Genomic DNA, 14,333 nt, shown 5'->3' with positions numbered 1-14,333 from the left:
ATAGAGGAAGGCATGGCGGCGAGGCCAATTTGTTACAAGCTATTAACTTTGCGAAGGCGTATATCAGCTGACGCTAAGAATGCCGCTGGATTTTTACAAGCTTTCGTAATATAATGTTATAACATTGCTTTTATGGTAGGGTTTCATAAGATCCTTAGGCTTTGTGTTGTTCGCTATCCCCCTGCCACCTAGAATGGCCAGTGTCGGTGTTCCCTCCGGAACTTAATAGAGAATCCGCCGCGGCTTGCCGCGAAACGGAACTGCCCCCGCAACTGTAGGCGGCGAGCGATGCTCCTTGATGCCACTGGACACATTGTCTGGGAAGGCGAGCTAGCCATGACCCGTCAGTCAGGAGAACTGCCGATATATTGCTTACATCGAGCGAAGTGGCTCGGCCAGTGTTTTCTGTCCGAGTACGGAGCTCATCATGCACGGGAGTGTACATGATGTTGAGATTGACCACGGCCATCGCCGCGAGCGCTGTTGGCCTTGCCCAGGCCGCTTACGCTTCCACCGACTACCCGCTTACGCTAACCAATTGCGGTGTAGAGATCAGCGTGGCGTCGCCCCCGGAGCGAACGGTGACGGTAGGCCAGTCAGCCACGGAGATCCTCTATTCGCTGGGGCTCGCTGATCGAGTGAATGGCACCTCGGTGTGGTTCACCCCGGTCCTGCCCCAGTTTGCTGAGGTCAATGAAGCGATCGAGCGGATCGCCAACGACGACCCAAGCTTTGAGGCCGTGGTCAATAAACGGCCTGACCTGGTGGCGGTACAATACGAGTGGCACGTGGGTCCCACCGGCAGTGTCGCCACCCGTGAGCAGTTTCATGAGCTGGGTATTAATACCTATATTATGCCCGCCGACTGCGACACCAAGGATAACTCTACCGGCGGCGATGGCACCCGCACCACCGCCTTCTCGACGGACTCCATCTATAAAGGAATCAACGAGTTAGCCAAGATCTACGACGTTCAAGACGCTGGCGAGGCGTTAGTAGCAGAGCTGAACGACCGCGAACAGCGCGCTATCGACTTGGCGAGCAGCCTTGATTTATCGGAAGACTTGTCAGCGGCGTTCTGGTTCTCATCGACAGACCTGGGGGTTAGCCCCTTTGTTGCGGGTCAGTTGGGCGCACCGGGCTATATGATGGATAAGCTCGGTATTCGCAATGTGATCGAGTCCGATGAGGAGTGGCCCACGGTGGGCTGGGAGAGCATCGCCAGGGCTGACCCTGATGTGCTTGTTATCGCTCGCATGGATCGCCGTCGCTTTCCTGCCGACGACATTGAAGCCAAGCGTGAGTTTCTGCACAGTGACCCGGTTACCCGTGAAATGACGGCGGTTAAAAACAACCACATCATAGAGATGGATGCCCACGCCATGAGCGCCACGATGCGCACTATTTACGGCCTTGAAACACTGGCCGAGGCGCTAGCGACAATGGCATTTGACGAATGAGCATTGCGTTAACGCGGCTATCTACGGCAGGTTTTGCACTGCGCTGGTTATGGATCACGCCGCTGGTGCTCGTGGTGGCGCTGATCGCGGGCACCGCCATCGGCGAGACACCGATTCCCGTTGATACCATTCTCAAAGTGCTCGCCAATCAGCTACTGGGCGCGGATTATGCGGTTGACCGGATCGATGCAGGCATTATCTGGAACTACCGGCTTAGCCGCGCCGTGGTCGCTGCCTGTTGTGGTACCAGCCTGGCCCTGGCAGGGGTCGTGCTTCAGGCGCTGCTGCGCAATCCCTTGGCCGACCCCTACTTGATGGGCATTTCCGCTGGGGCCTCTACCGGCGCGGTGGCCGTTGCCGTCGCTGGCCTTGGCGCGGGGGCGCTTTCGCTCTCCCTGGGTGCCTTTGTGGGCGCCCTTCTCGCCTTTGGTATCGTGGTGATGCTCGCCCATGCGGCCAACAGCGGCGTGGGGGGTGGCCGCGGCGTTCAGGCAGCGGGGGCGATTATTCTGGCAGGCATCGCAGGCTCACAGCTGTTCAATGCGCTGACCGCTTTTATCATTACCAAGTCGGCGAGCGCCGAGCAGGCCCGGGGCATCATGTTCTGGCTGATGGGCAATCTTTCCGGGGTGCGCTGGGCCGATGTGACCTTGGCGGTGCCTGCCGCGCTGTTTGGGGTACTGGTTTGCCTATGGCACCGCCGCTCCCTGGATGCCTTTACCTTCGGTGCCGACAGCGCCGCCTCCATGGGGATCGCGGTGCGCCCGGTGCGCGGCATGCTGATTATCGCCATGGCGCTGGTCACGGCGGTGATGGTGTCTATTGTGGGGGCGATTGGCTTTGTTGGGTTGGTAATTCCCCATGCCATGCGTTTTATCGTAGGTAGCCAACACACGCGTTTGGTTCCAGCCACGGCGCTTGCTGGGGCGGTCTTTTTGATTGGCTCAGATATTCTTTCGCGCACTCTGATCCCCGGCCAAGTGCTACCGATCGGGGTGATTACTTCACTGATTGGCGCACCTGCCTTTGCGCTCATTCTCGTGCGCGGCAAGAGGTCTTAATGCAGTTAACCGCTCAAAAACTCGATTGGTCAGTGCATGGCACGCCTCTACTGATTGACATTAACCTTGCCGTCGAGCCCGGCCAAACCTTTGGCCTGGTGGGGCCGAACGGCTCGGGCAAAACGTCGCTACTTCGCCTGTTGGCAGGCTTGAACAAACCCAAAGCAGGACAGGTGCTAATGGGAAGCCAGCCCCTGCACAACCTCAAGCAGCGGGCGATTGCACAGTCTATTGCCTTAGTCGAGCAACAGGCTGATACCACCGATAGAATTAGCGTGCGTGACGTAGTGGCGCTGGGCCGGACGCCCTTTCTTACCGCATTGCGCCCCTGGTCAACTGAAGATGATGCCATCGTGGTTCAGGCGCTGGTCGATGTCGATATGGCGCATATGGCCGACCGGCTTTGGCACACGCTTTCCGGCGGTGAGCGCCAGCGCGTGCATATTGCCCGCGCATTGGCGCAGCAACCCAAGATTCTGCTGCTCGATGAGCCCACCAACCATCTGGATATCCGCCACCAGCTGTCGATCCTTGAGCTGGTCAGGCAGCTTCCGGTTACGGTGATTATCTCGCTGCACGACCTGAACCACGCCATGGAGTGTGACCGCATCGGCGTAATGGACGGCGGCCGCCTGGTGGATAGCGGCCCGCCTAAAGAGGTACTGACGGCATTCCGGCTACGCCAGACCTTTGGTGTCTACGCCGATATCTTCGCCGACCCCATCGACGGCAGCCAGATGATGCGTTTTCGCAATGCTATTTAGTCATGACGCGCACAGCCAGGTGATCAATCAGCGGGGTTAGCCGTTGTTTGCTAAGGTGATGTGGTGCTTACCATTAACCAAGGGATACCTATGCGACTTCTATTCACCGGTGGCAGTGGCAAGGCGGGCCGCCATGCGACCGCCTATCTTCGCGACCAGGGTCACCGCGTCACCAACCTGGACTGGGCAACATCCGACGTGCCCGGCATTACCACTCTGAAGACAGACCTCACCGATGCTGGCCAGGTGTTCAACGCCTGCCACGCCTACGCCGGAATGGACGAGCTGGAACCGGGCACCGGCGTGCCGCGCTACGATGCCATTGTCCACTTTGCGGCGATACCCGCCATCCTGCACCGGCCGGACAACGAGACCTATCGCATCAACACCTTGAGCACTTACAACGTACTGGATGCCGCCACCAAGCTGGGTATTCCCAAGGTGATTTTTGCCTCCAGCGAGACGACCTACGGCGTATGTTTTGCCGACGGCGAGGTGCAACCGGATTACCTGCCGGTCGATGAAGAGCACCCCACCGTGCCCCAGGACAGCTACGCCATGAGCAAGGTGGTCAACGAAGTCACCGCGCGCTCCTTCCAGGCACGCTCGGGTATCGATATCTACGGCCTGCGCATCAATAACGTTATCGAGCCCCATGAGTACCGCCAGCATTTCCCGACCTACATGGACAACCCGGCGCTGCGCCGTCGCAACATCTTCGCCTACATCGACGCCCGCGACCTGGGCCAGATGGTCGATTGCTGCCTGAAGACGGACGGCCTGGGCTACCAGGTGTTCAACGTCGCCAATGACGATCTATCGGTGGGGCTAACAAACGCCCAGGTGATTGAACGCTTCTACTCAGGGGTACCGATCAAGCGGGAAATGGGCGAGCACGAGACCTTCTATAGCATTGAGAAAGCGCGTCGTCTGGTCGGCTTTACACCGCGCCATTCCTGGCGGGATGAGCTGGAGAAGTAAGGGTGCCGTGAACTAGCGACGTTGATTTGTCTAGCCAACAAGGAGACGACCATGGCCGATTCCCCGGTAGCGGGTGTGCCTCGATGGCTGAAGCTGGCCTTTTCGTTGTGGGTCCTGATCTGGGCGCCGAGCTATGCAGTGCTGCTGGGCCCCCAGAATTTCTTCTGGCTGTGCAACGTGGCAAACTTCCTGTTGCTGGTGGCGCTTTGGACGGAGCACCGTACCCTGATGTCGATGCAGTGGCTGGCAGTGGCGCTGGTCGGTAGCCTCTGGACGTTTGACGTCGCGACGGCGGCGTTCACCGGCGTACACCCCATCGGTGGCACCGAGTACATGTTCAACCCCGAGCACCCACCCATGACGCGGGCCATGTCGCTTTATCACGTTGTACTCCCGCTGGTGGCAGGCATCGGCGTGGCGAAACTGGGCTACGCGCGCCGCGCCCTGCTGTGGCAGACCCTGCTGACCTGGATCGTGGTGCCGTTGTCCTACTTGCTCACCGACCCAGACCGTAATATCAACTGGGTACACGGGCCCTTTGGCCAACCTCAAGACAGCCTCGACCCAGTGCTTTATCTGTTCCTACTGGCGCTGATATGGCCGGTAGCCGTCTACCTGCCGCTGCACCTGGTGATGGTTGGCGGGCAGCGCTGGCGGAATCGTAGTTAATGCGACGTCGTTAATGATTGTCAGGCTTGTTCTGCGCAGTTGAGTCTTTTGCATCAGCGCGCTCAACAAAGCGGTCCGCCTTGTTGGGGAAGCGGCCGTAGGCGTTAACGTCTTCGGGTTCTGCGGTATAGCTGTCGCCATAGCCGGGCACAGATTGGGCCATTAGGTCCGGGCGGCTGCCCCAGGGCGCGGCATCGACCACCTTTCGGTGCTCCTCGCGCCATTGTTTCAGTTCCTTCTCGCTGGCATTCGCGTAGAGGTCACGCCAGTAGGTCGCCGGTCGACCGCGCTTACCCTCCTCATCAAAGGCCTTTGTGGTGGGGTCGAGATGACGAAAGGGCTCTAGTCGAGGAATATCAGGTAGTGGCTGGCTGACGTCCATATAGCGGCCCAGCATGTCCCACATGGCATAGCGCTCGGCGATACTGCCGGTATCGGTGGGGAAGGTGAACTCCAACGGCAAGCCGCTGTGTTTGTCCTTGCTGAATTGCGGATAGCGATGACGCACCTTAAGGGTGTGACGCTGATTGCCCTTCATGTCCGCGCTCATTTCGATAAAGGCATCGAACTCGTAGAATGGAAAATTCCCCTGAAAGCTCTTGACCAGGCCGGAACGACGACAGAAAGCAACATCATCCGACCAGTTCTGGTTACTCTTGTAGAAACGAATACTATGTTTCTCAAACAGAGTTTTAAATACAGTCGCCACACCACAGAGTGCAAAAACTGACAAAGGAACAGCTAGTGCGCCGAAAGGAAATTTTTCACTTGGATCAAAAACCTCCAAAACCAGGAGAAGCACGAGCAGTACCATAGCAATGGCTGAAAAAAACCACCCTCCCCCCTTTCCTCCTCCAGGTCCAATAAAACTAAAACCATGACTGACAATAACAAACCAGAATCGAAAAAAACGATAGATCAGGCTGATATCTTCATCGACGAACTTCGACCAACGCAATTCGTTAATATGATTAAAGTCATGGAAATCCTGCTCTCCCATATACTCGTAGTCACGATACCATCCTCCGGAATATTCATATTCGAACTCCGAGGGATTAATGCCGACATAGTGCCCCCAAGGTAGCCGCGCGACGTCAAAGTTACTTCCCAGTTTCCCCCAAACGCTTTTTTCTGGCGGTGGTGCCTGGCGTGGAATGGCGTCAGCCTGGAAGACGGTCTCGGCATAGTGATCTTGTGGCTGTTCCGTCAGGCTCATACTCCAGCTCCTTGTTTGTTCCATACCCGTTTAGCCACGCTACCGCCATGGGAAGGCCGCCAGCGGCCTTCCGAAAGAACGTATTGATAACGCTTGCTGTGGTGTCGTTAATGGCTGTCGCGCTTGTTCTGCTGGGATGCTTCTTTTGCTTCAGCGCGCTCGACAAAGCGGTCCGCCTTGTTGGGAAAACGGCCGTAGGCGTTGACGTCTTCGGGCTCAGCGGTATAGCTGTCGCCATAGCCGGGCACGGATTGGGCCATCAAGTCCGGGCGGCTGCCCCAGGGCGCGGCGTCGACCACCTTTCGGTGCTCTTCGCGGAGTTGTTTCAGTTCCTGCTCGCTGGCCTTGGCGTAGAGATCACGCCAGTAGGTCGCCGGACGCCCACGCTTACCCGCCTCATCAAAGGCCTTAGTGGTCGGGTCGAGATGACGGAATGGCTCCAAGCGGGGGATATCCGGCAGCGGTTGGCTAACGTCCATATAGCGGCCCAGCATGTCCCACATGGCATACAGCTGGGCAATGCTCCCGTCGGCCGGGAAATCGAAGTCAAGCGGTAGACCGTTGCGCTCGTCTTTGCTGTGCTGTGGATAGCGATGACGCACCTTGAGGCTATGGAACTGATTACCCTTCATATCCGCGCGCATTTCGATAAAGGCATCGAACTCATAAAAAGGGAACTCCCCACGGAAGGTCTTCACCATACCCGTGCGCCGACAAAAAGCGATATCGTCAGACCAGTTTTTATTGCTTTTGTAAAAGCGAATGCTGTATGTCTCATAAAGTCTTCGCAGTATGGTAGCTGCTCCGCAGAAAGCGATAGTCCATGCTGGAATGATCAATAAGTTAACTGATAGCTCAGGATTCTCAGAAAAAATTTGTGGCACTGCAATCAACAATGAAGCCACAACAGTAAGTCCAACAATAAAATACCCCCCCCACCTATAAAACTAAACCCGTGGGAGATGACCACAAACCAAAATCGCAAGAAACGATAAAGCAAGCTGATATTTTCATCGACAAACTTTGACCAGCGCGACTCATTAATCATGGCATAGGCTAGATAATCCTCCTTCATATACTGGTAATCCTCAAACCACTCATTGTCGTACTCATATAGGGTGGGATTCACGCCAATATAATTTCCCCAAGGTAGCCGGGCCACATCTAAATTGCTGCCCAGTTTTTTCCAAGTGCTTTTTGCTGGCGGTGGTTCCTGGCGGGGAATGGCGTCGGCCTGGAATGCGGTCTCGGCGTAGCCTTCCGCTGGTGTTAGCGATTCGTTTTGCAAACTCATCGGCGGCCTCCCGGCTGGGTCCATACCCAGGTCAACGACGAGGGTTGCGTTGTGAAGGTCATTTCGTCCTCAGTCAATAAGGGGCCGACTACGCACGCTACCGCCAAGGAAGGCAATTGCTGCCTTCCCGGACGGATAACCAATGGATGTTTGCCGAATTAGCTATCAGCGTCGGTTTTCGTCGTTCTGCTGCTGATCATGTGAATCCACGGACTGGGTCGCTTCTGGCCGATCAGAGAACTTTCCTGCCTTCCAAGGAAAGCGCCCAAAGTCGTTGACGTCCTCCGGCTCGCCCTTGCGAGTTTCGCGGTAGTTGGGCACGGAGAGTTCCATCAGGTCTGGGCGGCCGCCCCAGTGGGCACCATCCACCTCGGCGCGATGCGCTTCGCGCAATGCCTTGAGTTCCTCCTCGCTGCTATGGGCATATAAATCACGCCAGTAGGTAGCGGGACGACCACGCTTACCCGCTTCGTCGTAGGCCTTGGTGGTCGGGTCGAGGTGACGAAAGGGTTCTAATTCAGGTACATCCGGCAGCGGCTGAGAGACATCCATATAACGCTGCAGCATATCCCAGACGGCGTATAGCTGAGCGATACTGCCATCCACAGCAAAGCTAAATTCAAGTGGGTTATTGGTAAGCGGGTCAGGGCTACGGTGGGGGTAGCGGTGGATTACTTTGAACGAGTGAAACTGTGACCCTTGGGTGCCTACCCGCATTTCGATATAGGGATCAAACTCATAGAAGGGGAAATCACCTCGAGAGGTCATGACCATGCCGGTGCGTCGACAAAAAGCATAGTCATCTGACCAATTACGGTTACCTTTGTAGAATTTCAACTCATGCTTTTCCCAAAGCTTCAGAAGAAGAGTAGCGACACCACAAAATGTAGCAACAGCTATCGGAACTCCAAAAAGCACAAACGGGAATTGAGGTTCTTCCACAAAGAACTGCCCTATCGTGCCTACTAAAAAGGTGAAGACTGCGATGCCTGTAAATATCACCCCTCCGCCCACACCTCCACCTGTTCGAATAAAGCTAAAACCATGGGAGTAGATAACAAAGATAAAGCGTAACAGGCGATAAAGAATGCCTATGTTTTCATCAACCCTCTTTGACCAGCGATGCTCGTTTATCATGGTATAGTCATGATAGTTGTCGCCGATATATTGATACTCCCGAAACCAGCTTTCCGAATACTGATAGGTAGTCGGGTTGACACCTAGATAACTGCCCCAGGGAAGGCGAGTTTCCAAAATGCGTCCGCGCAGCATCTCGTTTTGAGGGGCATAGCTCTGTTCGGGAATAGCATCGGCGCGGTAAGCAGTTTCGTCGTAGCCTCCTCCCGCTGGTGTTAGCGCTTCGTCTTGCAAGCTCATCGACGGCCTCCCTGCTGATTCCATACCCAGGTCAACGACGCTGGGTGCGTAGTGAAGGTCATTTCGTCCTCAATGGGTTGATAGGTTCTGCTAGCCCGATCCCAGAACTGAATGGAGCCCTGCCCCGTTAGGTCATCAAGATACAGACGCACTAGACTGGCTTTCTGATGATATTCCTGCGTGTAATCGGGCTCATGCTGAAAACGGCCACGGCTATTGCGCAACCAGCGTGGGTCTACACCTAAGTGCGAGCTGGGAATACCCATGCGCTGCCATTCGCGGGGCAAGGAAATTCCCAGATAACGGATAGCTTTATCTTCAGGGTCTTCTGCCTCCGCAGAGGCCACCAAGCGCTGCCCCTTGACGACCGGGTAATACTGATAAGTGAAGCCCATATCAGGCACCGGCGCCAAATAGTCCGCGCTGACGCCTAGAGGGGGAAGCTGGAACTCACCATAGCGTAACCCGGCGCAGCTGAATTTGACCGCGATATCACAATCTGCGAAGCGCGGAGATCGCTCAGCTAACGCTCGAGGAGAGACAAGTTCAGCATAAGTGTCATGCAGCCCCTGCAGTAGGTAAAGATAGGCTTGGTGGGGGCTGGCCCCTTTTAGCTGTACCAGGTAATCATGAATGGCGGCTGAATCCTGATCATCCTCTTGGGCGGCGAGCTGGGCCAAGCGCGATTCCAGTTCATCGCGACGGCTGCCGAAGGGGCCGTAATGCACCCAAAGAGAGAAGCCATCATCACGGTTATTCGTAGCCAGGTACTGAAAGAAAACAGAGGCCGCCAGGCTAATCACGGTGATGGGCACTGGTCTTGGTGTACCCACCCAGCCCAATACTCGGTTAGCAAGATGATAAGGTAATAATCTAGCCTCGGATACACGACTGGCAGCTGTACCGAAACCAGAGCCATAAACGGTCGCCACGCCTATAGCGGCGGCCTGAGCGGCGGTCAATCGTGCAGCTCGCTGCTCACCACGCTGGGCCAGTTGATAAGCATCATTGGCCACAAGCATGGTAGTCAACAAACCGGCCCCTAATGTCGCTAAACCACGGTATTTTCCCGCATCGGCCATGGCTTCTTGCCAAGCGCCAGATCTGACATAGGAAGTATCTAGAAAGTTGTTGGTCTTGACTGCCCAACCCCATTTACTATTTGCAAGCTTCAATCCTTGTGCGCTAAGCAAAAAAGCGTCGGCCGATGCGCTACCGAATTTTGCAAAACTCTCCAAGCTTGGATCAGTGATGAGATCACCACTACTATTTGATAAGTTGGCAGTTTCTAGTACCACCAAAACTGCCCAAAACGCTGTATAGCCTGTCCGCGCCATATTAAAACGCCATTCGGTTGTCTCCCGACCAGTGACACGAACGGTTTGTGAAGGGGACGACGAGGTGTGATTGCCCCCAAGAGCATTGGTGGTGGCAGTGGCCTTTAGAGCTGCACTGGCTTGGGCCATTTCTTCGGTGACGGTTTTGAACTCGCGCGGAGCAATCCATACAATCCCGCCGCCCTTTAGTTCGGCTTTGATCGGCAAGCCGCCTCCCAAGGCGCCTTTTAGATCAGCATAGTCCGAAGCGATATCCACAGACATGGACTGGCCCAGTTTGAGCCAGGGAATCGCGGCCATCAGCGGAGGCAGTGTATTAATGACAATCGCGTCGGAGCCATTAAGCACACGGCGCATAACATCCGCCGTGGGGTTTGTTTCTTCGACAAGCTGGTTCTGCAGGGCCAGCAGGTCATCTGCCGTCATCGTAGCCGCGTTGGCTTCCTGAGAAAGTATTTGCTGCGATGCCTGGGTGATTCGATCCAAGTCTCTTTCATAAGCTTCACCCCAGCTGTTATTTACATCGCACAGCTTCCCTTGGAAGAAGAACGTTGAGACAGGGTGCTTACCCTCATAGAGGGCATCAAGAGTAGCTCGACACCGCTCCGGGGAGTGGTAGTCAGCAAGTTCCTCTGTGGTGCCCTTGGGGTCAAAGGGCCGTAACCCATTCAGCAACATATCGATACTTCGAGCCAGGATGACATAGGGTTCGAGCAGATTGATGTCATCGAAAAGCATGGCATCATGCAGAGCATGTGCAAGCGCCCCTGGCGAGACGTCATTCAGCAATTCGGCAAGGGCTGTAAGGGCCTGATCGCGCCTTAATCGCGCAAGGCGGCGCTCTTCCATTTTGACTAGCCGACAAAACAGGCTTTCCCGACCACGGTCAAGCTTACGGTCAAACCACTCATCCAGGTAGCGGGGGTTGCTTTCACCATCCGGTCCTTCGGCCATAAAACAGTTAGCATGTATCAGTTCTGCCGAGGCGCCATGAGGGTGGTACTTCATGCTCTCCGCCAGCACCATCAGCAATTCGGTCGTGGCTTGGATATCGGCCATCAGGTGTTCTACTGTCTGCTTAGGATCACGCAGAAAGAGACAGCAGAGCTGCTGATCGCGTAGCGTTGCAAAACAATCCTCTGTGGCGGTAGGCGCCTTTATAAGCGCTAACTCTGATTCTTCAGCCTGTTCATCATTAGGCCTTAGGGGGTTGCACCACTGTTGTAACAGGGTGCCACGCAGCCCTGGCGAGAAGTTACGCTGCCTTTTCGCCATATCGATATCCGGGAGCGTTGCGTCTTCCTCTTCGGAATCGAAAAAGGCACGTTCTGACTCAAGCTGGTCGATTAATGCGCTCCAGCCTTCTGCAGTCGGGTCTTCAATATAGTCTCTTGGGCTACCCCATGCTTGCTCATATACCGCATCGCGTGGGCGCATGGACGGCAGCCAGTCCAGGGCGGCCTTGCCAGCGCACTCGTCACGGCCGACCTCCACGCTATGGATGTACATGTTGCGCATGTCGCCCTGCAGCATGGCACTCACTGACGATTCATTGAGGGCAAGCGGTTGGCAGCGTTGGTTGATCAACGCTGGGTTGGCTTCCAACTGTTCGATATGCGCCCAGGGCCAGGGGTGATCAGAGAAAGCCAGGCGCACATTGGCTGCTTCGCCGTTGAGCTTGAGGGGCAAATGGAGCTGTGCCAGAGCGGGACCGGTGAATTCGCGAACGGTGGAAACGTCACCCTGTTGCCGGTACGTCGCGATGTCGCTATCGGTGAACCGCGGCGCTTGGTTCGGCTCGCCGGATACCACCAACTCCCTGATCAGTCGGTTGTCGAGAAACACGTAGATGAAGCCGCCACGGCATGGCCCTGCCGCCAGCTCCTGATGATCGATGTACAGCATGGGCAAGGTCGAGACCATCAGGTTGTGCTGGAAGGCGCGTTGCTTGGGAATCAGGCCGCATTTAGATACCTCTTCCACCTGCAGTAGCGGCACTTCAATATCGCCTATCTTTTGTACCAAGCGATAGTTTGCCAACTCTTCTTCTAAGTACGTTTGCTGGGTCTCGACAATCGGCCCGTAACGGCCTTCCGAAGCATCTCCCTCTGCCAGGCATTCTTCGGCGGCGTCACCCTGATAAAGCCAGTATTCATTCTGGTCGTTATCCGTATGACGACCGGTGATTTCCACGTAGATCGCCTTGGGGCTGCACGCATGGTTCTGTGACATTCCCGTGTCCTTTGTCATGTCATTGCATCGAGAGAAAGGGACTCGATGAAGTGTTCAAATGCGTCACTCGCTATCAGCTTGCCTTGCGCGTTTTCCACCGCTTGCTTGCGTGACAGATTGAGTTGCCAGGTGTCGTGCCAGTAGTGCTCCAGCGCCCACCATAGAGAGGTGATGCAGTCGTCTTCTTTTTGCAGCAGGTCGAAACGGTGGACGGCGTCTCCCAGTAAGGGCATCAGCCGGGAAAACTGCCTCAAGCCTTGCAGACGCTGCTGAGTCTCCGGCGCCAATCGTAGCGGCTTACCGTCTGGCCAGTTGTTACCGCCCGCCGAGAAATAGCGTTCATGGACGATGTTTTCCTGACTCAGGCAAAGCGGCCACGACCAGCAAGTGTCCTCCCCCATCAGGACAAGGCGGTCTGTCTGATCGAGTTGTTCCTCACCCAGCAAGAGGTGCAAGACGGCTGGCTCGTGAAAGCGCAGCAGCCCCATCCCGCTGCCAGACGTGTCGATGGTCAAACAGGCGGCCAGGCGCTGTTGCAGGTCATCCAGAGAGGCAGGCGTGTCGATGACCACCGATGCGGCATACGGCATCCAGTCTGCACTGCATTGCTGCCACACCTTGGCATTGTGTGTGATATCCAACAGCACGGGGCCGCTTTCTCGCACGCCGTGATAGGCCGTGCCGTCGTAAAGCCAGCGAAACATGGGCTGGTCCACTACGCTATAGAAGCGACGCAACACCTCACCTTCGGGAAGGCTGGCCGTATCGATCAACCAGTAGCGCCGTTCTCTTTGCTCTGGAAGATTCACTGCATAACGCATTAACTCGCCCTACCCCGGCATGGACAGTCAGACAGTGGGCAACTGCCATCGGTCTGCTTTTGGCATAGTTGGACGATGCTAGCCTCCTGTGCTGAAGCTTCCAGCAGCGCCTCATGGGTGACGGGCGGTATGACCTCATGCGCTTCCGCCACCGCATGCCCTGGCAGCAGCGGGCCTTCCACCGCCTGCCCGCTGCCACTGCTGGGGCTGCCGCCTGCGTTGACGCGCACCTTGGGGCCCACCACGGTGACGCCGCTGCCATCCAGCTTGAGAAAGCTGCCGCCAGCGTTCAGGGTTAATTCGTCACCCGCCTCAAGCACCACTTTGTGACCTGCCTTGATATGCAGTTCCCGGCCGCTTTCACTAAGCCAGGCCTGGCCTGCGTTGATATGCAGGGTGCCTTGTACCGTCAGGTGCTGCTGGCCTTCGGTATGCTCGAAACGGTTGCCGTGCACCGTGTGGTGATCGTCGTTGTCGACCTCGCTGATGCGGTCGTTATTGACCTTCAAGAAGCTGTCGTTGCGGGTCTCTTCAATACGGTCGTTGAGCGTCAGCAGCTCCAGGTCTTTCTGGGCATGGAGCCAGATTTGCTCTTCGCCCGCTTCGTCTTCAAAGCGCAGCTCGTTGAAGCCTTCTGCCTTGTGGCTTTGGGTGCGCAGCACCGTGCGAGTCATGTGTTCCGGCAGCGGGTACGGCGCGGTGTTGACGGCGTGATAAGTACGACCGGTGACCAGCGGCTGATCCGGGTCGCCTTCCAGAAACGAAACAATCACCTCATGGCCGATGCGCGGCATGGCGATGCTGCCATAGCCGCCGCCCGCCCAGCCCTGGGCAACCCGCACCCAGCAGCTGGCCGTTTCATTCGGCTCGGCGTAGCGGTCCCAGGGGAACTGGACCTTGACCCGGCCGTGTTCGTCGCAGTGAATCTCTTCGCCCTCGGGGCCGACCACAAAGGCGACCTGGGGGCCGTCGACACGGGGCTTGGGATTTGGCGTGGCCCGCCAGGGGGCATCGCCGGGGATCAGCGTGACCTGATTGTGGTAGCGGGTCATACCGTTTGCATCACCCTGGGTGATGCCGTCCTCTTCCAACGCCTGGGGTTGCTCGCCGTGGTGAGTAAC

General features: G+C 56.4%; 12 protein-coding genes and 1 riboswitch. Of the genes, 5 read left to right on the top strand and 7 right to left on the bottom strand.

Features of this window, described 5'->3' with window-relative positions:
• The first annotated feature begins 188 nt into the window (after positions 1–188).
• Positions 189–379, top strand: a riboswitch (cobalamin riboswitch).
• A 64-nt stretch (positions 380–443) separates the two neighbouring features.
• The 5 genes from R3F64_RS11115 (at position 444) to R3F64_RS11095 (ending at position 4,935) form a co-directional block, all read left to right on the top strand.
• Complete coding sequence (locus tag R3F64_RS11115) at positions 444–1,460, top strand: ABC transporter substrate-binding protein (protein ID WP_332611454.1); 1,017 nt, start codon at positions 444–446, stop codon at positions 1,458–1,460.
• Positions 1,457–2,521: a FecCD family ABC transporter permease gene (locus R3F64_RS11110; protein WP_066319060.1), complete on the top strand. Its 1,065-nt coding sequence runs from the start codon at positions 1,457–1,459 to the stop codon at positions 2,519–2,521. The genes R3F64_RS11115 and R3F64_RS11110 overlap by 4 nt, the downstream gene beginning before the upstream one ends.
• Positions 2,521–3,285, top strand: coding sequence for an ABC transporter ATP-binding protein (locus tag R3F64_RS11105; protein WP_199285161.1), 765 nt, complete (start codon positions 2,521–2,523; stop codon positions 3,283–3,285). Before R3F64_RS11110 ends, R3F64_RS11105 begins: the two co-directional genes overlap by 1 nt.
• 90 nt (positions 3,286–3,375) lie before the next feature.
• Positions 3,376–4,266: an NAD-dependent epimerase/dehydratase family protein gene (locus tag R3F64_RS11100; RefSeq protein WP_199285160.1), complete on the top strand. Its 891-nt coding sequence runs from the start codon at positions 3,376–3,378 to the stop codon at positions 4,264–4,266.
• A gap of 51 nt (positions 4,267–4,317) precedes the next feature.
• On the top strand, positions 4,318–4,935 hold the full coding sequence (locus R3F64_RS11095) for a hypothetical protein (protein ID WP_199285159.1): 618 nt from the start codon (positions 4,318–4,320) through the stop codon (positions 4,933–4,935).
• A 10-nt stretch (positions 4,936–4,945) separates the two neighbouring features.
• On the opposite strand, the gene R3F64_RS11090 is transcribed toward R3F64_RS11095, so the two are convergent.
• The 7 genes from R3F64_RS11090 to R3F64_RS11060 all read right to left on the bottom strand — a co-directional run.
• Positions 4,946–6,151 (bottom strand): hypothetical protein, encoded by a 1,206-nt coding sequence (locus tag R3F64_RS11090; RefSeq protein WP_199285158.1) that lies wholly within the window; start codon positions 6,149–6,151, stop codon positions 4,946–4,948.
• A gap of 107 nt (positions 6,152–6,258) precedes the next feature.
• A complete protein-coding gene (locus R3F64_RS11085) occupies positions 6,259–6,852 on the bottom strand; it encodes a hypothetical protein (protein ID WP_199285157.1) in 594 nt (197 codons plus the stop codon).
• A gap of 188 nt (positions 6,853–7,040) precedes the next feature.
• On the bottom strand, positions 7,041–7,445 hold the full coding sequence (locus tag R3F64_RS11080; RefSeq protein ID WP_199285156.1) for a hypothetical protein: 405 nt from the start codon (positions 7,443–7,445) through the stop codon (positions 7,041–7,043).
• 165 nt (positions 7,446–7,610) lie between these two features.
• The gene (locus tag R3F64_RS11075; protein WP_199285155.1) at positions 7,611–8,822 is read right to left on the bottom strand and encodes a hypothetical protein; all 1,212 of its coding nucleotides are present in this window, start codon (positions 8,820–8,822) and stop codon (positions 7,611–7,613) included.
• Positions 8,819–12,391, bottom strand: coding sequence for a hypothetical protein (locus R3F64_RS11070; RefSeq protein WP_332611448.1), 3,573 nt, complete (start codon positions 12,389–12,391; stop codon positions 8,819–8,821). The genes R3F64_RS11075 and R3F64_RS11070 overlap by 4 nt, the downstream gene beginning before the upstream one ends.
• Before the next feature lie 14 nt (positions 12,392–12,405).
• Complete coding sequence (locus R3F64_RS11065) at positions 12,406–13,212, bottom strand: DUF4123 domain-containing protein (RefSeq protein ID WP_199285153.1); 807 nt, start codon at positions 13,210–13,212, stop codon at positions 12,406–12,408.
• Positions 13,212–14,333: type VI secretion system Vgr family protein (locus R3F64_RS11060; protein WP_332611444.1), on the bottom strand; the 1,122-nt coding region annotated here is incomplete at its 5' end. The genes R3F64_RS11065 and R3F64_RS11060, both read right to left, overlap by 1 nt.

It is taken from the genome of Halomonas sp. 5021, from assembly GCF_036663435.1.
Taxonomy (GTDB): Bacteria; Pseudomonadota; Gammaproteobacteria; order Pseudomonadales; family Halomonadaceae; genus Vreelandella; species Vreelandella janggokensis.
The sequence above is the reverse complement of the archived record's forward strand: the minus strand, read 5'-3'. Positions and strand labels throughout refer to the sequence as shown.

Bases quoted from the DNA above. Each gene is read 5' to 3' on its own strand.
- R3F64_RS11070 (WP_332611448.1), bottom strand. From the start codon at position 12,391: ATGTCACAGAACCATGCGTGCAGCCCCAAGGCGATCTACGTGGAAATC.
- R3F64_RS11090 (WP_199285158.1), bottom strand. From the start codon at position 6,151: ATGAGCCTGACGGAACAGCCACAAGATCACTATGCCGAGACCGTCTTC.
- R3F64_RS11080 (WP_199285156.1), bottom strand. From the start codon at position 7,445: ATGAGTTTGCAAAACGAATCGCTAACACCAGCGGAAGGCTACGCCGAG.
- R3F64_RS11095 (WP_199285159.1), top strand. From the start codon at position 4,318: ATGGCCGATTCCCCGGTAGCGGGTGTGCCTCGATGGCTGAAGCTGGCC.
- R3F64_RS11075 (WP_199285155.1), bottom strand. From the start codon at position 8,822: ATGAGCTTGCAAGACGAAGCGCTAACACCAGCGGGAGGAGGCTACGAC.
- R3F64_RS11105 (WP_199285161.1), top strand. From the start codon at position 2,521: ATGCAGTTAACCGCTCAAAAACTCGATTGGTCAGTGCATGGCACGCCT.
- R3F64_RS11110 (WP_066319060.1), top strand. From the start codon at position 1,457: ATGAGCATTGCGTTAACGCGGCTATCTACGGCAGGTTTTGCACTGCGC.
- R3F64_RS11115 (WP_332611454.1), top strand. From the start codon at position 444: ATGATGTTGAGATTGACCACGGCCATCGCCGCGAGCGCTGTTGGCCTT.
- R3F64_RS11065 (WP_199285153.1), bottom strand. From the start codon at position 13,212: ATGCGTTATGCAGTGAATCTTCCAGAGCAAAGAGAACGGCGCTACTGG.
- R3F64_RS11100 (WP_199285160.1), top strand. From the start codon at position 3,376: ATGCGACTTCTATTCACCGGTGGCAGTGGCAAGGCGGGCCGCCATGCG.
- R3F64_RS11085 (WP_199285157.1), bottom strand. From the start codon at position 6,852: ATGGTGAAGACCTTCCGTGGGGAGTTCCCTTTTTATGAGTTCGATGCC.